Origin of the sequence: Bacillus tequilensis KCTC 13622, assembly GCF_000507145.1 — a bacterium.
Lineage (GTDB): Bacteria > Bacillota > Bacilli > Bacillales > Bacillaceae > Bacillus > Bacillus tequilensis.
The window spans coordinates 1-26,583 of sequence record NZ_AYTO01000032.1 but is presented as its reverse complement, the minus strand read 5'-3'; the positions used below and the strand labels follow the sequence as shown (position 1 = coordinate 26,583).

At 44.8% G+C, this 26,583-nt stretch carries 23 protein-coding genes and 1 pseudogene; 21 read left to right on the top strand and 3 right to left on the bottom strand.

Annotated features, from left to right (window positions below; all coding sequences use genetic code 11):
- The first annotated feature begins 12 nt into the window (after positions 1–12).
- From icd to coaE, 8 genes and pseudogenes are all read left to right on the top strand, one after another.
- A complete protein-coding gene (gene icd, locus V756_RS0110130) occupies positions 13–1,284 on the top strand; it encodes an NADP-dependent isocitrate dehydrogenase (protein WP_024714563.1) in 1,272 nt (423 codons plus the stop codon).
- 43 nt (positions 1,285–1,327) lie between these two features.
- Complete coding sequence (gene mdh, locus V756_RS0110125; RefSeq protein ID WP_003223559.1) at positions 1,328–2,266, top strand: malate dehydrogenase; 939 nt, start codon at positions 1,328–1,330, stop codon at positions 2,264–2,266.
- A 210-nt stretch (positions 2,267–2,476) separates the two neighbouring features.
- The gene (gene phoP, locus V756_RS0110120) at positions 2,477–3,199 is read left to right on the top strand and encodes a two-component system response regulator PhoP (protein ID WP_024714562.1); all 723 of its coding nucleotides are present in this window, start codon (positions 2,477–2,479) and stop codon (positions 3,197–3,199) included.
- Positions 3,192–4,931, top strand: a complete 1,740-nt coding sequence (gene pnpS, locus V756_RS0110115) for a two-component system histidine kinase PnpS (RefSeq protein WP_024714561.1) — start codon at positions 3,192–3,194, stop codon at positions 4,929–4,931. The genes phoP and pnpS overlap by 8 nt, the downstream gene beginning before the upstream one ends.
- Positions 4,932–5,173: 242 nt before the next feature.
- Positions 5,174–7,816: a DNA polymerase I gene (gene polA, locus V756_RS0110110; protein ID WP_024714560.1), complete on the top strand. Its 2,643-nt coding sequence runs from the start codon at positions 5,174–5,176 to the stop codon at positions 7,814–7,816.
- A gap of 22 nt (positions 7,817–7,838) precedes the next feature.
- The gene (gene mutM, locus V756_RS0110105) at positions 7,839–8,672 is read left to right on the top strand and encodes a DNA-formamidopyrimidine glycosylase (protein WP_024714559.1); all 834 of its coding nucleotides are present in this window, start codon (positions 7,839–7,841) and stop codon (positions 8,670–8,672) included.
- Between the two features lie 142 nt (positions 8,673–8,814).
- Positions 8,815–9,465, top strand: a pseudogene (gene ytaF, locus V756_RS1000000123435) (sporulation membrane protein YtaF); the annotation flags it as partial.
- Positions 9,466–9,480: 15 nt separating this feature from the next.
- Entirely contained in the window at positions 9,481–10,074 is a 594-nt protein-coding gene (gene coaE, locus V756_RS0110095; RefSeq protein ID WP_024714557.1) for a dephospho-CoA kinase, read from the top strand.
- A 37-nt stretch (positions 10,075–10,111) separates the two neighbouring features.
- On the opposite strand, the gene pgoN is transcribed toward coaE, so the two are convergent.
- Together pgoN and V756_RS0110085 are read right to left on the bottom strand one after the other, a co-directional pair.
- Positions 10,112–10,954, bottom strand: coding sequence for a glyoxal/methylglyoxal reductase (pgoN, locus tag V756_RS0110090; RefSeq protein WP_024714556.1), 843 nt, complete (start codon positions 10,952–10,954; stop codon positions 10,112–10,114).
- Positions 10,955–10,977: 23 nt separating this feature from the next.
- Positions 10,978–12,171: an MFS transporter gene (locus tag V756_RS0110085; RefSeq protein WP_024714555.1), complete on the bottom strand. Its 1,194-nt coding sequence runs from the start codon at positions 12,169–12,171 to the stop codon at positions 10,978–10,980.
- 179 nt (positions 12,172–12,350) lie between these two features.
- Here V756_RS0110085 and V756_RS0110080 point away from each other — a divergent pair, with 179 nt between their 5' ends.
- The 9 genes from V756_RS0110080 (at position 12,351) to thrS (ending at position 21,735) form a co-directional block, all read left to right on the top strand.
- A complete protein-coding gene (locus tag V756_RS0110080; protein WP_024714554.1) occupies positions 12,351–12,731 on the top strand; it encodes a winged helix-turn-helix transcriptional regulator in 381 nt (126 codons plus the stop codon).
- 203 nt (positions 12,732–12,934) lie between these two features.
- A complete protein-coding gene (locus V756_RS0110075; protein WP_024714553.1) occupies positions 12,935–13,957 on the top strand; it encodes a glyceraldehyde-3-phosphate dehydrogenase in 1,023 nt (340 codons plus the stop codon).
- Positions 13,958–14,195: 238 nt separating this feature from the next.
- Complete coding sequence (gene speD, locus V756_RS0110070; RefSeq protein ID WP_003223584.1) at positions 14,196–14,576, top strand: adenosylmethionine decarboxylase; 381 nt, start codon at positions 14,196–14,198, stop codon at positions 14,574–14,576.
- A 273-nt stretch (positions 14,577–14,849) separates the two neighbouring features.
- The gene (gene nrdR, locus V756_RS0110060) at positions 14,850–15,308 is read left to right on the top strand and encodes a transcriptional regulator NrdR (RefSeq protein WP_024714552.1); all 459 of its coding nucleotides are present in this window, start codon (positions 14,850–14,852) and stop codon (positions 15,306–15,308) included.
- A gap of 114 nt (positions 15,309–15,422) precedes the next feature.
- The gene (gene dnaB, locus V756_RS0110055; RefSeq protein WP_024714551.1) at positions 15,423–16,844 is read left to right on the top strand and encodes a replicative helicase loading/DNA remodeling protein DnaB; all 1,422 of its coding nucleotides are present in this window, start codon (positions 15,423–15,425) and stop codon (positions 16,842–16,844) included.
- A gap of 27 nt (positions 16,845–16,871) precedes the next feature.
- Positions 16,872–17,807, top strand: coding sequence for a primosomal protein DnaI (gene dnaI / locus V756_RS0110050; protein WP_024714550.1), 936 nt, complete (start codon positions 16,872–16,874; stop codon positions 17,805–17,807).
- A 33-nt stretch (positions 17,808–17,840) separates the two neighbouring features.
- Positions 17,841–18,482, top strand: coding sequence for a TVP38/TMEM64 family protein (locus V756_RS0110045; protein ID WP_024714549.1), 642 nt, complete (start codon positions 17,841–17,843; stop codon positions 18,480–18,482).
- Positions 18,483–18,559: 77 nt separating this feature from the next.
- Positions 18,560–19,405 carry a putative sporulation protein YtxC gene (ytxC, locus tag V756_RS0110040; protein ID WP_024714548.1) on the top strand — a complete coding sequence of 282 codons (846 nt, stop codon included), beginning with the start codon at positions 18,560–18,562 and terminating at the stop codon, positions 19,403–19,405.
- A gap of 398 nt (positions 19,406–19,803) precedes the next feature.
- On the top strand, positions 19,804–21,735 hold the full coding sequence (thrS, locus tag V756_RS0110035) for a threonine--tRNA ligase (protein WP_024714547.1): 1,932 nt from the start codon (positions 19,804–19,806) through the stop codon (positions 21,733–21,735).
- Between the two features lie 39 nt (positions 21,736–21,774).
- Here the strand turns inward: thrS and V756_RS0110030 are convergent, their stop codons facing one another.
- Entirely contained in the window at positions 21,775–22,557 is a 783-nt protein-coding gene (locus V756_RS0110030; protein WP_024714546.1) for an HAD family hydrolase, read from the bottom strand.
- A 163-nt stretch (positions 22,558–22,720) separates the two neighbouring features.
- On the opposite strand from V756_RS0110030, the gene lytS reads away from it, so the two are divergent.
- From lytS to lrgB, 4 genes are all read left to right on the top strand, one after another.
- Positions 22,721–24,502, top strand: coding sequence for a two-component system sensor histidine kinase LytS (lytS, locus tag V756_RS0110025; RefSeq protein WP_024714545.1), 1,782 nt, complete (start codon positions 22,721–22,723; stop codon positions 24,500–24,502).
- On the top strand, positions 24,480–25,205 hold the full coding sequence (locus tag V756_RS0110020; RefSeq protein WP_024714544.1) for a LytR/AlgR family response regulator transcription factor: 726 nt from the start codon (positions 24,480–24,482) through the stop codon (positions 25,203–25,205). The genes lytS and V756_RS0110020 overlap by 23 nt, the downstream gene beginning before the upstream one ends.
- Before the next feature lie 133 nt (positions 25,206–25,338).
- Positions 25,339–25,779, top strand: a complete 441-nt coding sequence (lrgA, locus tag V756_RS0110015; protein WP_024714543.1) for an antiholin-like murein hydrolase modulator LrgA — start codon at positions 25,339–25,341, stop codon at positions 25,777–25,779.
- A gap of 20 nt (positions 25,780–25,799) precedes the next feature.
- Positions 25,800–26,495, top strand: coding sequence for an antiholin-like protein LrgB (gene lrgB, locus V756_RS0110010; protein ID WP_024714542.1), 696 nt, complete (start codon positions 25,800–25,802; stop codon positions 26,493–26,495).
- Positions 26,496–26,583: the final 88 nt, after the last annotated feature.

Here is a 26,583-nt window from a genome sequence, read left to right as displayed (position 1 = left end):
GAGGTTTTTATTGTGGCACAAGGTGAAAAAATTACAGTTTCTAACGGAGTATTAAACGTACCAAACAACCCGATTATCCCGTTTATTGAAGGAGACGGAACCGGTCCTGATATTTGGAACGCGGCTTCGAAGGTTTTGGAAGCAGCAGTAGAAAAGGCATACAAAGGCGAAAAGGAAATTACGTGGAAAGAAGTTTATGCCGGAGAAAAGGCTTATAATAAAACAGGTGAGTGGCTTCCTGCTGAAACATTAGATGTGATCCGCGAATATTTCATCGCGATTAAAGGGCCGTTAACGACACCTGTCGGCGGCGGTATCCGATCTTTGAACGTAGCGCTCAGACAAGAGCTTGACTTATTCGTCTGCTTAAGACCTGTAAGATACTTTACTGGTGTGCCGTCACCGGTAAAACGCCCTGAAGATACTGATATGGTCATCTTCCGTGAAAATACAGAAGATATTTACGCAGGTATCGAGTACGCAAAAGGCTCTGAAGAAGTGCAAAAGCTTATCAGCTTCCTGCAAAATGAGTTAAACGTCAACAAAATCCGTTTTCCTGAGACATCAGGTATCGGCATTAAGCCTGTTTCTGAAGAAGGAACAAGCCGTTTGGTCAGAGCTGCCATTGATTATGCAATCGAGCATGGCCGCAAATCTGTAACGCTTGTTCATAAAGGAAACATCATGAAGTTCACAGAAGGCGCCTTCAAAAACTGGGGCTATGAACTGGCTGAAAGAGAATACGGCGATAAAGTCTTCACATGGGCTCAATATGACCGTATTGCTGAAGAACAAGGAAAAGACGCTGCCAACAAAGCGCAAAGCGAAGCGGAAGCAGCAGGCAAGATTATTATTAAAGACAGCATTGCTGACATCTTCCTTCAGCAGATCTTAACGCGTCCGAACGAGTTTGATGTCGTTGCGACAATGAACCTGAACGGAGATTACATCTCTGATGCGCTTGCTGCGCAAGTCGGCGGAATCGGTATTGCTCCTGGAGCGAACATCAACTACGAAACAGGACATGCGATTTTCGAGGCGACACATGGAACTGCTCCTAAATATGCAGGCCTTGATAAGGTAAACCCATCTTCAGTTATTCTTTCAGGCGTTCTGCTTCTCGAGCATTTAGGATGGAACGAAGCGGCTGATTTGGTTATCAAATCTATGGAAAAAACAATCGCTTCCAAAGTCGTAACTTACGATTTTGCCAGATTAATGGATGGCGCGACTGAAGTGAAATGTTCAGAGTTCGGAGAAGAACTGATTAAAAACATGGACTAAGCAAGGAAACAGCCTAAAATTAGCCATAAAGGGGAAGAGAGACATGGGAAATACTCGTAAAAAAGTTTCTGTTATCGGAGCAGGTTTTACTGGCGCGACAACTGCATTTTTAATCGCTCAAAAAGAGCTGGCAGACGTGGTTCTCGTTGATATTCCGCAGCTGGAGAACCCGACAAAGGGAAAAGCGCTCGATATGTTTGAAGCAAGCCCTGTTCAAGGCTTTGACGCGAAAATTACGGGAACATCCAATTATGAGGATACAGCGGGTTCTGATATTGTTGTGATCACAGCCGGTATTGCAAGAAAACCTGGCATGAGCAGAGATGATCTGGTCTCTACTAACGAAAAAATTATGAGGAGCGTTACACGAGAAATCGTGAAATATTCTCCTGACTCTATCATTGTGGTGCTGACAAATCCTGTTGATGCGATGACTTATGCGGTGTACAAAGAATCAGGCTTTCCTAAAGAGCGCGTAATCGGCCAGTCCGGTGTGCTTGATACGGCAAGATTCAGAACATTCGTCGCAGAGGAATTAAACTTGTCAGTGAAAGACGTGACTGGTTTCGTTCTTGGCGGACACGGTGATGATATGGTGCCGCTTGTGCGTTATTCTTATGCTGGCGGTATCCCGCTTGAAACCCTCATTCCGAAAGAGCGGATTGACGCCATTGTGGAGCGCACGAGAAAAGGCGGCGGCGAAATCGTGAATCTTCTTGGGAACGGAAGCGCGTATTATGCGCCTGCGGCTTCACTGACAGAAATGGTCGAAGCGATCTTGAAAGATCAGCGCCGCGTCCTCCCTACAATTGCTTATCTTGAAGGGGAATACGGCTATGAAGGCATCTACCTTGGTGTTCCTACAATAGTAGGCGGCAACGGTCTTGAGCAAATTATTGAACTGGAACTGACAGACTATGAAAGAGCACAGCTGAATAAATCAGTTGAATCTGTCAAAAATGTCATGAAAGTATTATCTTAATAAAAAGAGAGAAAGGCTTGCTTGATAAAGCCTTTCTCTTTTTGCTATAAATGAAAGCGTTATCATTAGTTTCTTTATTTCTTTTAAAAATGGTGTAAAAGGCGAATTGTCGGAATGTCCTGCTTTCGTTAAAATAAAATCATGAAACATGTTAAGATGACATAAAATAGACAAATAGGATGTCGGGGAATTTGATACTGGAGGCACAGCATGAACAAGAAAATTTTAGTTGTGGATGATGAAGAATCTATTGTTACTCTTTTACAGTACAATTTGGAACGGTCAGGCTATCATGTCATTACCGCCTCGGATGGGGAAGAAGCACTCAAAAAAGCGGAAACAGAGAAGCCTGATTTGATTGTGCTTGATGTGATGCTTCCAAAACTGGACGGAATCGAAGTATGCAAGCAGCTGAGGCAGCAAAAACTGATGTTTCCGATTTTAATGCTGACAGCCAAGGATGAAGAATTCGACAAAGTATTAGGGCTTGAGCTCGGTGCTGATGATTATATGACCAAGCCGTTTAGTCCAAGGGAAGTAAATGCAAGAGTCAAAGCGATTTTAAGGCGTTCGGAAATGGCTGCGCCCTCTAGTGAAATGAAGAACGATGAAATAGAAGGCCAGATCGTGATTGGCGATCTGAAAATCCTGCCTGATCATTATGAAGCGTACTTTAAAGAAGATCAGCTTGAACTGACACCGAAAGAATTCGAACTGCTGCTCTATTTGGGCAGACATAAAGGCAGAGTGCTGACGAGAGATCTGCTGCTGAGCGCTGTCTGGAATTATGATTTTGCCGGAGATACGAGAATCGTTGATGTGCATATCAGCCATCTCCGCGACAAAATTGAAAACAATACGAAAAAACCGATCTATATTAAAACGATTAGGGGATTGGGGTATAAACTGGAGGAGCCAAAAATGAATGAGTAAATACCGTGTGCGCCTTTTTTCTGTACTCGTTGTCTGTATGATTCTGGTATTCAGTGTTCTCGGGCTGTTTTTGCAGCAGCTCTTTGAAACATCTGAGCAAAAAAAAGCAGAGGAACACATAAAAAAAGAAGCCAAATACATGGCTGCGCTTCTTGATGCCGGCAATCTGGATGATCCTGCAAATGAGAAAATCATTAAAGATGCAGGCGGTGCGCTTGATGTGAGCGCATCCGTTATCGATTCGGACGGCAAGGTGCTGTACGGGTCAAACGGAAGAGCCGCAGATTCTCACAAGGTGCGGGCTCTTGTTTCCGGCCATGAGGGTGTCCTTTCAACAGGGAATGATAAGCTTTATTACGGACTCCCGCTTAGAAGCAAAGGTGAAAAAACAGGATATGTGCTGCTATCGGCTTCTGAAAAAAGCGACGGCATGAAAGGCGAAATGTGGGGGATGCTGACGGCCAGTCTTTGTACCGCTTTTATTGTCATTATTTATTTTTATTCCAGTATGACCTCACGTTATAAAAGGTCAATTGAAGCAGCAACAAACGTAGCGACAGAACTGTCCAAGGGCAACTATGATGCCCGGACGTACGGCGGCTATATCAGGCGCTCTGATAAGCTCGGCCGTGCGATGAACAGCTTGGCCGTTGATCTGATGGAAATGACGAGAACGCAGGAAATGCAGCGCGACCGGCTGCTGACAGTCATTGAAAATATCGGCTCCGGGCTGATTATGATCGACGGAAGAGGCTTTATCAATCTCGTAAACAGGTCTTACGCTAAGCAGTTTCATATCAATCCGAATCAGATGCTTCGCCGTCTTTATCATGATGCATTTGAACATGAAGAAGTGATCCAGCTTGTCGAAGACATTTTTATGACGGAGACGAAAAAATGCAAGCTGTTAAGGCTTCCGATCAAAATTGAACGGCGATATTTTGAAGTGGACGGCGTGCCGATTATGGGACCGGACGATGAATGGAAAGGAATTGTGCTCGTTTTCCATGACATGACGGAGACGAAGAAGTTAGAGCAGATGAGAAAGGATTTTGTGGCTAATGTTTCTCATGAGCTGAAAACGCCGATTACGTCTATTAAAGGGTTTACGGAGACATTATTGGACGGGGCAATGGAGGACAAAGAGGCGCTTTCTGAGTTTCTCTCTATTATTTTGAAGGAAAGCGAAAGGCTTCAGTCTTTGGTTCAGGACCTTCTGGATCTCTCAAAAATCGAGCAGCAAAATTTCACGCTCAGCATTGAAACCTTCGAGCCGGCCAAAATGCTTGGTGAGATTGAAACACTGCTTAAGCATAAGGCGGATGAGAAAGGCATCTCCTTACAACTGAATGTCCCGAAAGACCCGCTCTATGTATCAGGTGACCCGCACAGGCTGAAACAGGTGTTTCTTAATCTCGTAAACAATGCGTTAACTTATACGCCTGAGAGAGGATCTGTAGCCATCAATGTAAAGCCCGGGGAAAAAGACATTCAGATTGAAGTTGCCGATTCCGGAATCGGCATTCAGAAAGAAGAAATACCGCGCATCTTTGAACGTTTTTACCGTGTAGATAAAGACAGAAGCAGGAATTCGGGCGGAACCGGATTGGGCCTTGCGATCGTAAAACATTTAATAGAGGCTCATGAAGGAAAAATCGATGTCACAAGCGAGCCGGGGTGGGGAACGGTCTTTATCGTGACGCTGAAACGGGCCGCTGAAAAATCCGCCTAATGTTTACAAAGGTTTAACAATATCTTTATGCACGATTAAACCTAAGCTGGTAGGATGTAGTAGAACCCCTTCATCCAAGGAGCCAATTTTGACGGCGGGAACCATTTTGTGTTCCCGTCCTTTTTGCGTCTTCTCTTTTCGTTCACGTATTTTCCTTTCAAATTGAACTTTGTTAAAATAAGAGGAGCTAAAGACTATGTAAGAGATGAATAGAAGCTTGAGGCTTCTTAGGAGGATATTGAATGACGGAACGAAAAAAATTAGTGCTTGTAGACGGAAACAGTCTGGCTTACCGGGCGTTTTTTGCATTGCCGCTGTTAAGCAATGATAAAGGTGTTCATACGAATGCCGTATACGGCTTTGCGATGATTTTGATGAAGATGCTTGAGGATGAAAAACCGACGCACATGCTGGTTGCCTTTGATGCCGGGAAAACAACATTTCGTCACGGCACATTTAAAGAATATAAAGGCGGCAGACAGAAAACCCCGCCTGAGCTCTCAGAGCAAATGCCATTTATCCGCGAGCTGCTGGATGCCTACCAGGTCAGCCGCTACGAACTGGAACAATACGAAGCGGACGATATTATCGGCACATTAGCCAAATCGGCTGAAAAAGACGGATTTGAAGTAAAGGTTTTCTCAGGAGATAAGGATTTAACTCAGCTGGCAACGGACAAAACGACAGTTGCCATCACGAGAAAGGGAATTACCGATGTTGAATTTTACACACCGGAGCACGTCAAGGAGAAATACGGGCTTACCCCTGAGCAAATCATCGACATGAAAGGCTTGATGGGCGATGCCTCAGATAATATTCCGGGTGTACCCGGCGTAGGTGAGAAGACAGCGATTAAGCTCTTAAAACAGTTCGATTCTGTTGAAAAGCTGCTGGAGTCCATTGACGAGGTAAGCGGAAAGAAATTGAAGGAAAAGCTTGAGGAATTTAAGGATCAGGCATTGATGAGCAAGGAGCTTGCGACAATAATGACGGACGCGCCGATTGATGTGTCTGTTTCCGCTCTGGAATATCAAGGCTTTAATCGTGAGCAGGTCATTGCCATCTTTAAAGATCTAGGATTCAACACGCTTCTTGAACGTCTTGGAGAAGACAGTGAAGAAGCGGAGCAGGATCAGGCATTAGAAGAAATTAATATCGAAACAGTCACAGACGTAACAAGCGGCATATTGGCTTCTCCATCGGCCTTTGTCGTTGAACAGGTTGGCGACAATTATCATGAAGAGCCGATTCTCGGATTTTCGATAGTCAATGAAACGGGATCTTATTTTATTCCGAAAGACATTGCTGTGGAGTCTGAGGTGTTTAAAGAATGGGTGGAAAATGACGACCAGAAGAAATGGGTTTTCGACAGCAAGCGGGCTGTTGTTGCTTTGCGCTGGCAGGGCATTGAGCTGAAAGGAGCCGAGTTTGATACGCTTCTTGCGGCATATATTATCAATCCGGGCAATTCATATGATGACGTTGCAAGTGTGGCCAAAGATTACGGCCTGCACATCGTATCAAGCGACGAATCAGTCTACGGCAAAGGAGCAAAACGGGCGGTTCCGTCAGAAGATGTACTGTCTGAGCACCTTGTCCGAAAAGCGTTAGCGATTCAAAGCCTGCGGGAAAAGCTTGTTCAAGAGCTGGATAACAACGATCAGCTTGAACTGTTTGAAGAGCTCGAAATGCCGCTGGCGCTTATTCTCGGTGAAATGGAATCAACTGGTGTCAAGGTCGATGTTGACCGTTTAAAACGGATGGGTGAAGAACTGGGCGCGAAGCTGAAGGAATATGAAGAAAAAATTCATGAGATTGCGGGAGAGCCGTTTAATATCAATTCTCCAAAGCAGCTCGGCGTCATCCTGTTTGAAAAAATCGGCCTTCCTGTCGTAAAGAAAACGAAAACGGGCTATTCAACGTCTGCCGATGTGCTGGAAAAGCTGGCTGACAAGCATGATATTGTCGACTATATTCTGCAGTACAGACAAATCGGCAAGCTGCAATCAACCTACATCGAAGGGCTTTTAAAGGTGACAAGAAAAGATACGCACAAGGTGCACACGCGCTTTAATCAGGCCTTAACGCAAACAGGCCGCCTCAGCTCCACTGATCCGAATCTGCAAAACATTCCGATCAGACTTGAAGAAGGGCGCAAGATCCGCCAAGCTTTTGTTCCGTCTGAAAAAGACTGGCTCATTTTTGCAGCCGATTACTCACAAATCGAGCTGCGGGTGCTTGCCCATATTTCAAAGGATGAAAATCTTATCGAAGCTTTTACGAATGATATGGATATTCATACGAAAACGGCGATGGATGTGTTCCATGTCGCTGAGGATGAAGTGACATCTGCGATGAGACGGCAGGCGAAAGCGGTCAACTTCGGCATCGTATACGGCATCAGTGATTACGGGCTGTCACAGAACCTCGGCATAACCCGAAAGGAAGCGGGAGCGTTTATCGACCGCTACTTGGAAAGCTTCCAGGGCGTAAAAGCATATATGGAAGATTCAGTTCAGGACGCGAAGCAAAAAGGATACGTGACAACGCTTATGCATCGCCGCCGCTACATCCCCGAGCTGACGAGCCGAAACTTTAATATCCGCAGTTTTGCGGAGCGGACGGCAATGAATACGCCGATTCAAGGAAGCGCCGCTGATATTATCAAAAAAGCCATGATTGATATGGCTGCCAAGCTGAAAGAAAAACAGCTGAAGGCAAGGCTGCTGCTTCAAGTTCATGATGAATTGATTTTTGAAGCGCCGCAGGAAGAAATTGAAATTCTTGAAAAGCTTGTTCCTGAAGTGATGGAGCATGCGCTTGCATTAGATGTGCCGTTAAAGGTGGACTATGCATCTGGTCCGTCTTGGTACGATGCGAAATAAACAGAGATAGGAAGTGATGGATGTGCCGGAATTACCAGAGGTTGAAACGGTCCGGCGCACGCTGACCGGGCTTGTAAAGGGAAAAACAATCAAATCGGTAGAGATCAGATGGCCGAATATCATCAAACGGCCTGCCGAACCGGAGGAATTTGCGCGAAAACTAGCAGGAGAAACGATACAGTCTGTCGGAAGACGGGGAAAGTTTTTACTGTTTCATTTAGATCATTATGTCTTGGTTTCCCACCTGCGAATGGAAGGGAAATACGGGCTTCATCAAGCGGAGGAGCCAGACGATAAACACGTGCATGTCATATTCACGATGACAGATGGAACCCAGCTTCGTTACAGAGATGTTCGGAAGTTCGGCACCATGCACTTATTTAAACCGGGAGAGGAAGCGGGCGAGCTCCCTCTTTCTCAATTAGGGCCTGAGCCGGACGCAGAAGAATTTACGAGTGCGTATTTAAAAGAACGGCTTGCCAAAACAAACCGTGCCGTCAAAACCGCCCTGCTGGATCAAAAAACAGTTGTCGGACTCGGGAACATTTATGTGGACGAGGCTCTTTTCAGAGCGGGTGTCCATCCTGAAACAAAAGCAAATCAATTATCAGACAAGACAATCAAAACACTTCACGCTGAAATCAAAAACACCCTGCAGGAAGCAATTGACGCGGGCGGCAGCACTGTCCGCTCATATATCAACTCCCAAGGGGAAATCGGGATGTTCCAGCTGCAGCATTTTGTATATGGAAAAAAAGACGAGCCGTGCAAAAATTGCGGAACAATGATCTCAAAAATCGTCGTCGGAGGCAGGGGCACGCATTTTTGCGCCAAATGCCAGAAAAAAAGCAGATAAAGCTTCATCGTCCAAGCTGTCGGTGCATATATCAGTAACTCTGTAATAGAGAATGCCATTTTCGAAACACGGATTTTTCACTTTTCCATATATATGATGGTGAAGAACCCGGGCATTTCACATCTGATACAAGAGCACCAACAGAAAGGAAGAAACGGATATGCAAATGGTTTCTATACTGCTGCTGGCGTTGGCTGTCAGCTTGGACAGTTTTTCAGTCGGATTTACGTACGGATTGAGAAAAATGAAAATACCGTTTAAAGCGATTTTAGTTATCGCCTGCTGTTCCGGTGCTGTCATGTTTATCTCCATGCTGATCGGAAGCTTTCTCACAAAATTTTTTCCTGTATATGTGACAGAGAAGCTTGGCGGTTTGATATTGGTCGGAATCGGAGCGTGGGTTCTGTATCAGTTTTTTAAACCGACAAAAGACAAAGAATACTTATTACATGAAAAAACGCTGCTTAATTTGGAGGTCCGGTCATTAGGGATTGTGATTCATATTTTGAGAAAACCCATGAGTGCGGATATCGACAAATCGGGTGTGATCAACGGGATTGAGGCGGTCTTATTGGGATTTGCCTTATCAATTGACGCCTTCGGAGCAGGGATAGGCGCAGCCATTCTCGGTTTTTCACCGATTGTGATGAGCATTGCCGTGGCCGTCATGAGTTCATTATTTGTATCAATCGGAATCAATGCCGGCCATTTTCTGTCTAAGTGGAAATGGATTGATAAAATGGCGTTTTTGCCAGGGCTTCTGCTGATCACGATTGGTCTCTGGAAATTGTAAAAAGGAGTGGATCTCTTGACCTTTGTCATTGGTTTAACGGGAGGAATAGCAAGCGGCAAAAGCACTGTCGCCAATATGCTGATTGAAAAAGGAATAACAGTTATAGATGCAGATACAATAGCCAAACAAGCGGTAGAAAAAGGGATGCCGGCCTACCGGCAAATCATTGACGAATTCGGTGAAGACATTCTGCTTCCAAACGGTGATATAGATCGAAAAAAGCTTGGGGCACTGGTATTTACAAATGAACAAAAGCGTCTTGCTTTAAATGCAATTGTACATCCCGCAGTCAGGCAGGAAATGCTTAAGCGCCGTGATGAAGCGATTGCAAATCAGGAGGCGCTTGTTGTATTGGATATCCCGCTATTATTCGAAAGTAAATTGGAATCTTTGGTTGATCAAATTATTGTGGTCAGTGTGACAAAGGAGCTTCAGCTGGAACGTCTGATGAAGCGCAACCAGCTGACGGAAGAAGAAGCAGTCAGTCGTATCCGCGCTCAAATGCCTTTGAAGGAAAAAACAGAAAAAGCAGATCAGGTCATCGACAATAGCGGCACGCTTGAAGAGACCAAGCAGCAGCTTGATGAAATCATCAGCCGCTGGGCATAATACAAAACACCGTTCAATATGAACGGTGTTTTTGTCATTAAAAATCAAAGTTGTCCGGATCAGGACCGACGCGCAGGTTTTCATTTAGCGCATCGATTCGATTCATGTCATCCTGTGTTAACTCAAAGTCAAATACACTGGCATTTTCTTTAATGCGGTGTTCCTTCGTTGATTTAGGAATCGTGATCACGCCATGCTGCAGATCCCAGCGTAAAATAATCTGTGCTGCGGATTTGTTATAGGTTTGAGCGATTTCAGCCAGTACAGGGTGATCCAGCAGCTGACCTTGCATTAAAGGTGACCAAGCTTCCATCTGGATGCCTTGTTTTTTGCAGTATGCTCTCAGCTCTTTTTGTGTAAGGCGAGGGTGAAATTCCACTTGGTTGATCATAGGCTTCATTTCAGCCGCAGCCATCAGGTTTTCAAGATGATGGATTTGGAAGTTGCTCACGCCGATCGCTTTGACGCGGCCTTCTTTATACAGCGTTTCAAGCGCTCTCCAGGCTTCTTTATATTTTCCTTCTACAGGCCAGTGGATAAGATATAGATCTAAATAGTCCAAACCGAGTTTTGACAGGCTTGTTTCAAATGCGGCGAGTGTTTCCTCGTAGCCTAAATCCGCATTCCACACTTTTGATGTAATAAACAGATCCTCTCTTGAGATGCCTGCTTCTTCAATGCCTTGCTGAAGCCCTTCTCCGACGCCAGCTTCATTTCCATAGATAGCGGCAGTATCGATACTGCGATATCCGTGAACAATTGCAGTTTTCACTGCGTTTACCAGTTCTGATCCTTCTTTCACTTGGAAGACGCCAAGGCCGAACCAAGGCATTTTTACTCCGTTATAAAGTGTTGATGTTGCTTGTAAATGTGTTGTCATGTTGATTTCCTCCTTTGAAATGATCAGGCTTCCTGCAGATCCCGTTTTTCCATCATGCGGCTCCAGCCTGTTAAGATAACTGCGCCGGCTACCATTAATCCGCCTATCCAAGCAGTGTGAATCAGCCCGATTGAATCGGTGATCACACCTCCAAGATATGAGCCAAGCGCAATCCCTGCATTAAAGGCAGCGATATTTATTGCGGATGCGACGTCAACTGCACTCGGGACAAAGCGCTCAGCCAGCATGACGACATACACTTGAAGGCCGGGCACATTCATAAAGGCCAGCAAGCCCATACAGAGAATGGTGATGAGTCCTGCTGTTTGATATGGAGCGGTAAATGTGAGTACAAACAGAACAATTGCCTGTATGATAAACATATAGAATAAAGCTGCAAGCTGATTTCGGTTTGACAGCTTTCCGCCAATCATATTGCCGATTGCGATAGCGATTCCGTATCCGAGCAGGATCACTGCTACAGTTCCGGATTTGAAACCTGTTACTTCCTGAAGCAGGGGAGACAGGTACGTGAATACAACGAATGTTCCTCCGTATCCAAGCGCTGTAATGACAAATAAAAGCAATAACCGGCCGTTTGTCACTAGCTTCAATTGATCCCGCATCGTTGTTTTCGTCCCTTTTCGTAATTTGGACGGGACAAGAATGCCATTTGTAATGAAAGCAATGACTCCGACTGCGACAATGACCATAAAGGCAAAACGCCAGCCGAATTGCTGGCCGATGAACGTGCCGAAAGGAACTCCGGTTACAGTTGCCACAGTGAGGCCCGTAAACATAATGGAAATCGCGCTGGCTCTTTTATCCTCAGGGACAATATCTGCAGCGATCGTCGAACCGATCGACATAAACACACCGTGTGAAAGAGCGGATATCACACGTGCTGCTAATAAAATCCCGATGCTTGAGGCGGTAGCGGCCATTGTATTCCCGGCAATAAAAATGAACATGATCCAAAGCAATAACGTCTTGCGTGACATGCTTGAGGTCAATGAAGTTAAGATAGGCGCTCCGACCGTAACGCCAAGCGCGTAAAGGGAAACGGTCAATCCCGCTGTTGTGACCGGAATATGCATGTCATCAGATATCAGCGGCAAAAGGCCAACGCTGATAAACTCTGTTGTCCCGATGGCAAATGCGCTTACGGCCAAAGCCAGGAGAGCAGGAATGCTGCTTTTTTTATTGGCTGAAGTCATCATGGTCCTCCTTTTTGATGTGTTGTATGATTGAAATTCTGCCGAGTAAGCTATATAAATAAAGAGCAGATTCAAATCAGCCGGCAAATGTGATTATGAAAGATATCATCAAGAAAGAAAAGTACGTACTTTTAAGTGCTATAGTCACTTTTTAGTGCCTGTAAGGAGAATGAACTGTAATGGAGAAGAAAAAATATAACATTTCTGTTGAAGCGACTCTGGAAGTGATCGGCGGAAAATGGAAATGCGTCATTTTATGCCATCTGACGCACGGAAAAAAACGCACGAGTGAATTAAAGCGCTTGATGCCCAACATTACGCAAAAAATGCTGACGCAGCAGCTTCGTGAGCTGGAAGCGGACGGTGTCATTAACCGGATCGTGTACAATCAGGTTCCTCCCAAAGTGGAATACGAGCTCAGCGAATACGGCCGCAGCTTAGAAGGGATTTTAGATATGCTGTGTGATTGGGGAGCGAATCATATTAACAGAGTGTACGGGGATACATTTTCTGTTCTTGAAGAAAGTGTGCTCAATGATAAGTTAAAACAGGAGTCATAAACATGGGGGCAGTCAGTGCGGAGCGCTGGCTGCTTTTTGGTTCTTACGCCTGATTTTGTGTGCTAGAAAACATATCATGGATCATAAATTAGCATTGTAATCGTTGTTTTTATCAATATGTACTGGCGAATTTGTTTTAATGTGTTATACTAATTTCAGATGACAACAAATTAGAATGACATAATTGATAAGGGGTGTCCAACATGAAGGTAAAAGTAGCGATAAACGGGTTTGGAAGAATCGGAAGAATGGTTTTTAGAAAAGCAATGTTAGACGAACAAATTCAAGTAGTGGCTATTAACGCCAGCTATTCCGCAGAAACGCTGGCTCATTTAATAAAGTATGACACAATTCACGGCAGGTACGACAAAGAGGTTGTGGCTGGTGAAGACAGCCTGATCGTGAACGGAAAGAAAGTGCTTTTATTAAACAGCCGTGATCCAAAACAGCTCCCATGGCGGGAATTTGATATTGATATTGTTGTTGAAGCAACAGGGAAATTTAATTCAAAAGATAAAGCGATGGGCCATATAGAAGCAGGTGCGAAAAAAGTCATTCTGACTGCCCCGGGGAAAAATGAAGACGTTACCATTGTGATGGGAGTAAACGAGGATCAATTCGACGCTGAACGCCATGCCATTATTTCAAATGCGTCGTGTACGACTAATTGCCTTGCGCCTGTTGTCAAAGTGCTGGATGAAGAATTTGGCATTGAGAGCGGGCTAATGACCACAGTCCATGCGTATACGAATGACCAGAAAAATATTGATAACCCTCACAAAGACTTGCGCCGGGCGCGGGCATGCGGTGAATCCATTATTCCGACGACAACAGGAGCGGCAAAGGCGCTCTCGCTCGTGCTGCCGCATCTGAAAGGAAAGCTTCACGGCCTCGCCTTGCGTGTCCCTGTTCCGAACGTCTCATTGGTTGATCTCGTTGTCGATTTGAAGACAGATGTAACGGCTGAAGAAGTCAACGAGGCATTTAAACGGGCTGCCAAAACGTCGATGTACGGCATTCTTGATTATTCAGATGAGCCGCTCGTTTCAACTGACTACAATACGAACCCGCATTCAGCGGTCATTGACGGGCTTACGACAATGGTAATGGAAGACAAAAAAGTAAAGGTACTCGCATGGTATGACAACGAATGGGGCTACTCGTGCAGAGTTGTTGATTTGATTCGCCATGTAGCGGCAAGAATGAAACATCCGTCTGCTGTATAAAATAAGGTCATGGACGCACTTTGAAGAAAAATCCCTTAACAGCCTATTTCTGAAAAAACGCACCTTGCAAATTAGACTTAAACACAGTATACTATTTTTCGTGAACTTCTTGCTTGAGACTGTTTCGGAATTACTTAAAGGGTTAGGACCTCTCCGGACTAACTTTCCCCCGTGGTAAATGGCCGACCCAGTTGTTGGAATTTCACTTTTTAATTCTTGTTAAGGGGGGTCCATGACTATGGAAACAATGGGGCGTCACGTTATCTCCGAGCTATGGGGATGCGATTTTGATAAGCTGAATGACATGGATTTTATTGAAAAAACGTTTGTAAATGCTGCTCTAAAATCAGGTGCTGAGGTGCGCGAGGTTGCATTTCACAAATTTGCACCGCAAGGCGTAAGCGGAGTTGTGATTATTTCTGAATCACACTTAACAATTCACAGTTTTCCTGAGCACGGATATGCGAGCATTGATGTTTATACTTGTGGAGACTTAGATCCTAATGTCGCTGCTGACTACATCGCAGAGGCATTGCATGCTGATACAAGAGAAAACATTGAAATACCAAGAGGAATGGGGCCTGTGCAAATTAAACAGGCGCAAGCGAAAGTACTATAGTAAACACGAACACAAAGGGAGCTGAAGCTAGAAAGCCGTTATGCGCTTTTTAGCTTATGCTCCTTTTATTTTTATAAAGAAACAAGGGCGGCCAGCTTTTTCTTTTTTCATTTTTTTTGTAAAATAATAAAGAGATTCTCATAAACCACCTGATGCTGTAACCACAGCCTTACACAACGGCTCTCCCGACAGATGGCTGTCACATTTATTTTGAAAAGGCGGAGGCTGCCGAACATACATTGCAGGGAACGAAATAGTTGGGAGCTGATTTTATTGAAATGTCCTTCATGCCAGCATAACGGAACGCGAGTCCTTGATTCACGGCCTGTGGATGACGGAAAATCGATTCGCCGAAGACGCGAGTGCGAATCCTGCCACTACCGGTTTACGACCTTTGAAAAAGTGGAGGAAACCCCGCTCATCGTCGTGAAAAAGGAAGGAGTACGTGAGGAATTCAGCAGAGAAAAAACGCTGCGCGGCCTCATAAAAGCATGCGAAAAAAGACCTGTTTCACTCAAAACGCTTGAAGACATGTGTTTTGATATTGAAAAAGAACTTCGCAATCAAGGCTGCTCCGAGGTAAAAAGCGAGCTCGTCGGAGAAATGGTCATGGACCGGCTGGCTAAGATTGATGAGGTCGCATATGTGCGGTTCGCGTCCGTCTATCGGCAGTTTAAAGATATAAACGTCTTTATCGACGAGTTAAAAGACTTAATAAAGAAAGAACGATAAAAGAGCTAAGAGGATTCTTCTAGCTCTTTTCTCATGTGCAAAATTGGCATTTGATAGATAGAAGAAACGGTGTAAAATGAAAGATAGAAACAAATTCGGAAGGTTTGAGAATGTATGGCTGACTATTGGAAAGATGTACTGCCTGTAGATCCGTATGTGGTCAAAAGCAGATCGATGCTGCAGGATATAGACAGACAAATTATCACACAACTGTATCAGCCCTTAATCGGCCCTGTTGCATTCTCTCTTTATATGACATTGTGGGGAGAGCTTGAACAAAACCGTCTGTGGGGCGGAGAGTCCACACATCGGCAGCTGATGGGGATGACACAGTCCAACTTAAAGACGATCCATCAGGAACAAGGAAAGCTCGAGGGCATCGGATTGCTGAAAGTATATATGAAAGAATCCGAGCGGCAGGAGCGCCTCTTTATATATGAACTCCTTCCGCCGCTCAGGCCAAATGAATTTTTTGAAGACGGAATGCTGAATGTTTTCCTGTACAATAGGGTCGGAAAAACAAAATATCAGCAATTAAAACAATTTTTCACGCACCCGGCCATTTCCGAAGATGCGAAGGACATTACGCGGCCGTTTAATCATGCGTTTGAATCGCTGCAGCCGAGTGAATGGAATCTCACATCTGATATGGCAGAAACGGTGAGGCTTGCGCAAGGCACAGAATACACTTCTGTCGGACAAGCTCCTTCTTACACCATAACGGAGGAAGTGTTTGATTTTGATTTGTTTTTAGCGGGACTTTCTGAGACGATGATTCCGAGAAAAGCGATGACCCAGCAGGTGCGCGACACGATCAAAAAGCTTTCTTATTTGTATGGAATAGATCCCTTGCAGATGCAAAGTGTCGTGATGAGCGCAATTGATGAGCGTGACGTCATTACGACGGAGGCTTTAAGAAAAGCGGCAAGCGACTGGTATCAAATCGAACGAAACGGACAGCTGCCTGACTTAGTGGAAAAAACACAGCCGGTGCACCTGCGTGAAGGCGAAAAACCGGCGGAAGAGGATTCGCTGGACGGAAAGCTGATTGCATTGCTGGAGGCGATTTCTCCGAAGAAGCTTTTGCAGGACATTGCCGACGGAACAGAGCCATCAAAAGCTGATTTGAAAATCATAGAAGAAATTATGTTTGAACAGAAGCTCGAGCCAGGCGTGACAAATGTGTTAATTTATTACGTCATGCTGAAAACCGACATGAAGCTGTCGAAAAACTATATCCAAAAAATTGCTTCACATTGGGCGCGCAAAAAGGTAAAAACGGTCAGAGAAGCGATGAAGCTCGCGATAGAAGAAAACCGCCAATACCTTGAATGGGCGGAAGGAAAAGCAAATCAGCCTTCGAAACGAAACCAAAAAGTGATTCGGGAAGAAAAGCTTCCTGACTGGATGAAAGAAAAGGAGAAAGCGTCCGATTCAGAATCCGGACAGCAGAAGCTGCAGCCGCAGGATTTGGAAGAACAGAAGAAAAAGATGATGGAAGAGATGCAAAAACTGAAAAAATACTCTGCCTATTAAAGACAGAGATGCGGGGTGAAGGAATAAATGGAACCAATCGGCCGTTCCCTGCAGGGCGTAACCGGCAGACCGGATTTCCAAAAACGTCTTGAACAAATGAAAGAAAAAGTCATGAATGATCAAGATGTTCAGGTGTTTTTGAAGGAAAACGAAGAAATCATTGACCAAAAAATGATCGAAAAGAGCTTAAATAAGCTTTATGAATATATCGGGCAAAGCAAGAATTGCTCCTATTGTTCGGAAGATGAAAATTGCAACAATCTGCTCGAGGGCTATCATCCTAAGCTTGTTGTCAATGGCCGCGCTATTGATATTGAGTATTATGAATGTCCGGTCAAACGGAAGCTCGACCAGCAGAAAAAACAAAAATCTCTTATGAAAAGCATGTATATCCAAAAGGACCTTCTCGGAGCGACATTCCAGCAGGTTGATATCAGTGACCCGAGCAGGCTCGCGATGTTCCAGCATGTTACAGATTTTCTGAAAAGCTATAATGAGACGGGAAAAGGGAAAGGTCTTTATTTATACGGGAAGTTCGGGGTAGGAAAAACGTTTATGCTCGCTGCGATTGCCAATGAGCTGGCGGAAAAAGAGTATTCCTCCATGATCGTCTATGTGCCCGAATTTGTGAGAGAGCTCAAGAACTCCCTGCAAGACCATTCATTGGAAGAGAAGCTCAATATGGTCAAAACAACACCTGTATTGATGCTTGATGACATCGGAGCGGAATCAATGACGAGCTGGGTAAGGGATGAAGTCATCGGGACGGTGCTTCAGCACAGAATGTCCCAGCAGCTGCCGACGTTCTTTTCTTCTAATTTCTCACCCGACGAGCTGAAGCATCATTTTACGTATTCGCAAAGGGGAGAAAAGGAAGAAGTAAAAGCGGCAAGATTAATGGAGCGGATATTATATTTGGCTGCTCCGATCCGCCTTGACGGAGAAAACCGCCGCCATTCGTAATCGCTGCGGTTCAAAGGGGAAGGAACTGAGGGTATGAAACGAAAAACCGCTCTTAAATGGCTGGCAGTGCTGGCCGTTGCAGGTTTACTCTTTTGGGGAAATAAAAGGTATTTGAATGTATCGCCGAAAGAGGTCAGGGTGTGGGTCTTGTCATTTGGGGTCTTTGCACCGCTGATATTTATCGGGATATCCATTGTCAGGCCTCTTGTGTTATTTCCGGTGTCTGTTATTTCTATAGCGGGCGGACTTGCGTTTGGCCCGCTTTTCGGCACACTTTACACGTTATTCGGTTCGATGTGCGCTTCTGCTGTATCATTTTTTGCGGCAGGTTTGTTTGCGGCGAAAAAGAACGGCCATTATGAAAAGCTGGAAGCCATTCAGAAGCAGATGGAGGATAACGGATTTTTTTATATCTTTCTTTTAAGAATCCTGCCGATCAATTTTGATTTCGTCAGCTATGCGGCAGGCCTTTCCAATGTCAAAGCGCTGCCGTATTTTGCGGCGACGGCAGCGGGAATCATCCCTGGAACCATTGCGCTTAATGTTCTGGGTGCGAGCTTTTTGGCTGGCAATCTGCCCGCTTTCTTTTTGGTCCTCGCTTTGTATATCGTGTTTATCTCGCTGCCGATTATCTTCAGAAAGAAAATGCGAAACTTGTTCCAGGAATCAAATTAGATTTGCCAATGACCTTTACGTCTATTTTAAAAACATCCCCCATATACTTGTAACAGATGCCGTAAGGGGGGACAAACATGCTTGAAATAATCTTTGAAGACGACCATGATGCAGCCGCTTTTTTACATCTGATTCAGCATTCGGACGATCGGGACAATATCATTGTCTGTGAAGGCATACGAAAAATCGGGATTGAAAAAGCGAAGCCGGCTCTCTCTATTCAGCGTTTTATGGAGCCGATTCTGGTCAAATTTTTTTTAGAATGCAAAGAAGACGAGTATATGCTGTCGTTGATTGAGAGAACATACTGCTTCACCGATCATGATGAACAGCAGCAAATCCTTCAGCTCGCACATAGTATTATTGAAGGAGAAGCGGAAGATCTTCCGTTTGAGCCGCTGAAGCTTTCACGGAAACAATCTATTTTGGATGAACTCAAAACGATCTGTTTAGAGGAAGGGGTTTTTTCCATTCGCTCCTTTCAGACCTTCCGGCTTGGACAATACTACAAGCAGCTGAGAGACATTACGGAAGCGGCGGTAGATGAATATAAGATGGAACAGGAATATCAAAACTTTATCCAAACGCTCAGAGACTATGTAACAGCCAAACAGCCGCGAATCAAAAAGGTTCATATTGTCCATGATGGTTCATTTACGTTATGGGAGCTGCGCTATGTGCCGGAACGGGAAAAGATGAAATACATAGACAGGCGGTTTCTCCGGGATCATCCTATGTACATTGATTCTCATTTGCTGGCGCCGCTCATTTCCATCGCGCCTGATGAAGTGGTGCTTTATACCGACCAGCCGGAGCATATGATGGCAAGAACCATTCAAAACGTATTTCAAGAGCGAATGGAACTGTTTCCGCTGCACGCTTTTTCAGACGCGGAAATACAGGTAAAGCACTCGGAAGGATAAAGGCCGGCAGCCTCCATATGTAAGGCTGTCGGTTTGAAAAAAGGAAATGCGAGCGTGTTGATTTTTTAGATTGAACAATTTATAATACATAGGAGATTAAGAAAGACACACGTATTGATAAGGACACGAAGGAATGATACCGGCTCAAAGAGAGGGAAGCCACGGCTGCAAGCTTCCTAGCTAAGGACCATTCGCTTTACCGCCTTTGAACTTCAGCTGTGAACCCCTTTGATAAGGAGCAGTAATGGCTGACGGGAACTCCCGTTACAGAGCTTAGAGCCGCAGATGCCGGAGTATTGGCTTTGCGGAAAAAAGGGTGGAACCACGATTCCGTTTATTCAACCTCGTCCCTTTCATAGGGGGCGGGGTTTTTATATGCAAAAAAAGGAGTGACATAGATGTCAGATATGGTGAAAATCACATTCCCTGATGGAGCAGTCAAGGAGTTTGCGAAAGGAACAACAACAGAAGATATCGCGGCATCCATCAGTCCGGGATTAAAGAAGAAATCATTAGCCGGAAAACTGAACGGAAAAGAAATCGATCTGAAAACGCCGATCAATGAAGACGGCACAGTGGAAATCATTACAGAAGGCTCCGAAGAAGGTCTTCAGATTATGCGCCACAGTACGGCTCACTTGCTGGCTCAAGCGATTAAACGCATCTACAAAGATGTCAAATTCGGTGTCGGTCCGGTTATCGAAAACGGTTTTTACTACGATGTAGAAATGGAAGAAGCGATTACGCCGGAGGATCTGCCGAAGATCGAGAAAGAAATGAAAAAAATCGTCAATGCGAACCTTCCGATCGTCCGGAAAGAAGTCAGCCGTGAAGAAGCGAAAGCCCGTTTTGCTGAAATCGGCGACGACTTGAAGCTGGAGCTATTGGATGCGATACCTGAAGGAGAAACCGTTTCGATTTATGAGCAAGGCGAATTCTTTGACCTGTGCCGTGGTGTGCATGTTCCTTCAACAGGAAAAATCAAAGAGTTTAAGCTGTTAAGCCTTGCAGGTGCATACTGGCGCGGTGACAGCAAAAACCAAATGCTTCAGCGCGTATACGGCACAGCTTTCTTCAAAAAAGCTGATCTTGAAGAGCATCTGCGCATGCTTGAAGAAGCGAAAGAGCGTGACCATAGAAAGCTCGGCAAAGAATTAAAGCTGTTTGCGAATTCTCAAAAAGTCGGACAAGGCCTGCCGCTTTGGCTGCCAAAAGGCGCGACAATTCGCCGCGTCATCGAGCGCTACATTGTCGATAAAGAAATCAGCCTTGGCTATGAGCACGTGTATACACCAGTGCTTGGCAGCAAAGAGCTGTATGAAACATCAGGACACTGGGAGCATTATCAAGAAGGCATGTTCCCTCCGATGGAAATGGACAATGAAACTCTTGTTTTGCGTCCGATGAACTGCCCGCACCATATGATGATTTACAAACAAGACATTCACAGCTACCGCGAGCTTCCAATTCGTATTGCAGAGCTGGGAACGATGCACCGCTATGAAATGTCAGGTGCGCTGTCAGGCCTGCAGCGCGTGCGCGGCATGACATTAAACGATGCGCACATCTTTGTGCGTCCGGATCAAATTAAGGATGAGTTTATCCGTACGGTTCGTTTAATTCAGGACGTATATGAAGACTTCGGTTTAAGTGATTACACATTCCGCCTGTCTTACCGTGATCCTGAAGACACAGAGAAATATTTTGATGACGATGAAATGTGGAACAAAGCGCAATCCATGCTGAAAGCGGCAATGGACGAAATCGGCCATGACTACTACGAAGCAGAAGGTGAAGCGGCATTCTACGGCCCTAAACTTGATGTTCAGGTGAAAACAGCGATCGGCAAAGAAGAAACCTTGTCTACAGTTCAGCTTGACTTCTTATTGCCTGAACGTTTCGATCTGACTTATATCGGCGAAGACGGCAAACAGCACCGTCCGGTTGTCATTCACAGAGGTGTCGTATCAACAATGGAACGCTTTGTTGCCTTCTTAATCGAAGAACATAAAGGCGCGCTGCCAACATGGCTTGCACCGGTTCAATTCCAAGTCATCCCGGTTTCTCCGGCTGTGCATTTAGACTATGCGAAAAAAGTGCAGGAACGCCTGCAGCGTGAAGGATTGCGTGTTGAAGTCGACAGCCGCGATGAAAAAATCGGCTACAAAATCCGTGAAGCGCAAATGCAAAAAATCCCGTACATGCTTGTGGTCGGTGACCAAGAAGCAGAAAACGGAGCGGTAAACGTCCGTAAGTACGGAGAGCAGAACTCTGAAACCATCTCACTTGATGAGTTTGTGAAAAAGGCAGTAGCCGAAGCGAAAAAATAACATAAAAAGCATGATCTCATTGAAGAGATCATGCTTTTTTTATTTCTCTAACAAAGGAAACAAATCATGGAGGCTGCTGATGATGTAATCAGGCGTCACATCGGTTTCGTTTTTCTTATCCGTCCGGTTGATCCAAACGGTTTTGATTCCGGCTCTTGAAGCGCCTAAAATATCTGTATTCAAATTATCGCCGACCATGATCGCATCGTCTTTATCAATATTCATCAGCTTAAGGCAGTGTTCAAAAATGGAAACATCGGGTTTCCCTTTTCCGAAAGCGCCGGAGATGACGATTTCATTGAAATAAGGGGCGAGCTCAGGCACGCCGGCGAGCTTCTCCTTTTGCAGACTCGGATCGCCGTTTGTCAAAAGCAGTAATTCATACTTGCCTTTTAATTGATCGAGCACAGCAAATGTTTCATCATATACAAACGGGCGTTTTCTGCGTTCTGCCGCAAAAAACTCTCCCAAGTATTCGCCATATGCCGGATCATCGATGCCAAGCGTTTTCAGTCCGTTGGTCCATGCGTCTCTTCTGTACTCCGGCACAATTTTGTTCAGCTTCTGAAATCCTTCACTGATCGGTTCTGAGAAATTGGACCACAGTCCTTCAAACGGGTTTATGCCGATCATCACTGTATATGGATACGTCTCATATGACATGTACAATTCTCTCGCCGCTTCACGAACAGCTGCCTCGAATGCCTGCGGGTCAAGGCCATATTTTTTCTCTGCCTGTAAACAAGTTTCTGCAAATGTTGTTCTGACGCTTTTCTCGTCCCAAAGTAGTGTATCGTCTAAATCAAAAAATACGGCTTTCATGATCTTCTCCTCTGCTTCAGATTCAAATCTTGCTGCCAAAAGGCTCATGTTTTATTTTACAATAGATAAAAGTCTTGTGAAATATGTTTTCAGATGATTTTAAAAAAACAGTCATATAGATAAAAACATGCTAGAATGAAAATGGAAAGAACAGGTGACATGCATGATCCATTTAATGATTATGATGCTTGAGAGGGTAGGGATTATCGTTATATTGGGCTTCATTCTCGCCCATACGAAGCTTTTCAGACAGGCGCTGCAAAATCAGGACGGCTATAAAGGAAAAGCGGTTTTAATTTCTATTTTTTCTCTTTTCAGCATCATCAGCAATTATACAGGCATTGAAATTCAAAAAAATATGATAGTAAACAATGACTGGGTGTTTGCAATAGATCCATCGGGCTCTATTGCGAATACCCGTATTTTGGGCGTGGAAATCGGAGGCCTTCTCGGAGGCCCGTTTGTAGGGGCTGGAATCGGCATACTGGCGGGACTGCATCGCTTTTCGCTCGGCGGTAGCACGGCCTTAAGCTGTGCGGTATCGTCCGTTTTAGCGGGTGTTCTTGCAGGCTTGATCGGCAGGTATTTTACAAAGCGCTACCGAATGCCGACACCGCGTATCGCCGCTCTTGTGGGAATCGGCATGGAGTCCCTGCAGATGGTGATCATTTTATTGATGGCAAAGCCGTTCAGTAACGCTTGGGAACTTGTCAGCATGATCGGGATACCGATGATACTCATCAACGGAACAGGCAGTTTTATTTTTCTGTCGATCATTCAGGCGATCATTCGCAAGGAAGAGCAGGCGAGGGCGCTTGAAACGCATAGAGTGCTGACGATCGCTGACCAGACGCTCCCATTTTTCCGCCAAGGACTCAATGAAAACTCCTGTAAAAGTGTGGCGGCCATTATCCATAAGCTGACGGGAACAGATGCGGTGTCTCTCACTGACAAAGAGAAGATCCTTGCGCATGTCGGCGCGGGAATGGATCACCATATCCCATCAAAAAGCTTGATCACCGGCTTGTCCAAAAAAGTAATTAAAACAGGAGAAATCATGAAGGCCATTTCTCAGGAAGAGATTGAATGTACGCATTCTGAATGTCCGTTGCATGCGGCGATTGTATTGCCGCTGACATCAAACGGCAATACAATCGGAACCTTAAAAATGTATTTTAAAAATCCAGCGGGATTAAACCAGGTTGAGGAGGAGCTTGCTGAGGGGCTCGCCATGCTGTTTTCGACACAGCTTGAGCTTGGGGAAGCAGAGCTCCAAAGCAAACTTCTCAAGGATGCTGAAATCAAAGCGCTTCAGGCACAGGTGAATCCGCATTTTTTATTTAATGCGATCAACACAATTTCTGCATTATGCCGCACGGATGTTGAAAAAACCCGTAAGCTCTTATTGCAGCTCAGTGTTTATTTTCGTTCAAACCTTCAGGGAGCCAGACAGCTCCTCATACCGCTTTCAAGGGAGCTGAACCACCTGCACGCCTATTTGTCATTAGAACAGGCGCGTTTTCCCGGGAAATATAAGATTGAGCTCAATATCGACAGCGGGCTGGAGCAAATTAAAATCCCTCCATTTGTCTTACAGGTGCTTGTGGAGAATGCGCTTCGGCATGCGTTTTCGAAAAAACAAGACATGTGTAAGGTTACGGTCTGTGTCTTATCTGATGATACATCGGTTTATATGAAAGTGACTGATAATGGACGGGGAATTCCGCCAGACGTCCTGCCGGAATTGGGACAGAGACCATTCCCATCTAAGGAGGGAACCGGTACAGCGCTTTATAACCTGAATCAGCGGCTGATCGGTTTATTCGGACAGCAGGCCGCACTGAATATCAGGAGTGAGGTTCATAAAGGGACAGAGTTTTCCTTTCAAGTGCCAATGCAACAGATGAAAGAGGGAGAAGAATATGCTCAAGGTGTTAATAGTTGATGATGAGATGCTGGCAAGGGATGAGCTGGCTTACTTGCTCAAGCGGACCAATGAGGATATGGAAATCAATGAAGCGAAAAATATTGAATCTGCTTTTGACCAAATGATGGATCAAAAACCCGATTTGCTGTTTTTAGATGTTGATTTATCTGGAGAAAACGGTTTTGATATCGCAAAGCGGTTGAAGAAAATGAAGCATCCTCCTGCTGTTGTGTTTGCGACAGCATATGATCAATATGCGCTCAAAGCGTTTGAGGTGGACGCCCTTGACTATTTAACCAAGCCTTTTGATGAGGAAAGAATTCAGCAAACGCTGAAAAAATATAAAAAAGGTAATCGGGATATTGCGGAAACAGATCTGAGCAGCCATGCCGGCCCGCACAAACTTGCGCTATCTGTAGGAGAATCGATAGTGATCGTAGATACGAAGGACATTATCTATGCCGGAACGGAAGATCGTCATGTGAATGTAAAAACCTTTGATACATCTTACAAGGTCAGCGATACACTCGTTGTCATTGAGAAAAAGCTGCCTGATCCTGATTTCATCCGCGTCCATCGGAGCTTTGTCGTCAATACTGAATATATTAAAGAAATTCAGCCATGGTTTAATTCAACGTATAACTTGATTATGAAAGATGGCTCGAAAATACCGGTCAGCCGGACATATGCGAAGGAATTGAAAAAGCTGCTCCATATTTGACGGGCGGCTTTTTGCATTTCAGCCATTTGATTCTGCAACTCAGTTCCGTTAATCGACATGTTATCTTGTAAGCGCTTCATGAGAGGCGGTTCTTATTTATAATGAGGGTACCAAAGAGAAAGAGGTGAAGAAAATGAGTGCTAAAAAAGTGTACGGGTTTTTAACACAAGCATTTATTTTTGCCGTCATTATGCTGGTCTCAAACATGATTGCAGCTATTGTCCCAATACCTATCCCCGCATCGGTTGTAGGGTTGGTCTTATTATTTCTCCTATTATGTTTGAAAGTCATTAAACTGGAACAAGTAGAAACGCTTGGAACATCTTTAACCTCATTGATCGGATTTTTATTTGTCCCGTCAGGTATATCTGTTATGAATTCGCTTGGTGTGATGCAGCAATACGGTCTGCAAATCGTTCTTGTCATTCTGCTTGCAACGATCATTTTGCTGGGAGCTACGGGATTATTTTCTCAGCTGATTCTTTCGCTGAGCGGAAAGCACAAAACGGAAGCGGACATGAAAACAAAAACAGTGCAAAACCAGCAGAACAATAAAGAGCTCGTTCACCATTAAGGAAACAGGAGGTTCATCACATGGAAAGCACAATGAGTCCTTATTTCGGAATTGTCGTATCACTTGCTGCATTCGGCATCGGCACCTTTTTATTTAAAAAAACGAAAGGATTCTTCCTTTTAACTCCTTTGTTTGTGGCCATGGTGCTTGGGATCGCATTTTTAAAAATCGGCGGTTTTTCCTACGCGGACTATAATAACGGGGGAGAAATCATTAAGTTTTTCCTTGAACCTGCGACGATCGCATTTGCCATTCCTTTGTACAAACAAAGAGACAAGCTGAAAAAATACTGGTGGCAAATCATGGCCTCCATTATTGTCGGCTCTATCTGCTCTGTCACGATTGTTTATTTGCTTGCAAAAGGCATTCACCTTGATGCGGCCGTGATGAAAAGCATGCTTCCGCAAGCGGCTACAACGGCAATTGCGCTTCCTTTATCAAAAGACATCGGAGGCATCAGCGACATCACAGCCTTTGCAGTCATCTTTAACGCTGTCATTGTCTATGCACTCGGAGCATTGTTCTTGAAGGTGTTTAAAGTGAAGAATCCGATTTCTAAAGGATTGGCTCTCGGTACGTCCGGACACGCACTCGGTGTAGCGGTCGGGATCGAGATGGGAGAAGTCGAAGCTGCGATGGCGAGTATTGCGGTTGTCGTAGTAGGAGTGGTCACGGTTCTGGTCATCCCTGTATTCGTGCAGATGATCGGAGGATAAGCCAAGCCAAGGCATTCAGCCTTGGCTCAGCTTGTAGAGAAAACGGTGTTTTTTCTACAAGCTTTTTTGTTTTGTGCTGTTTCTTTAC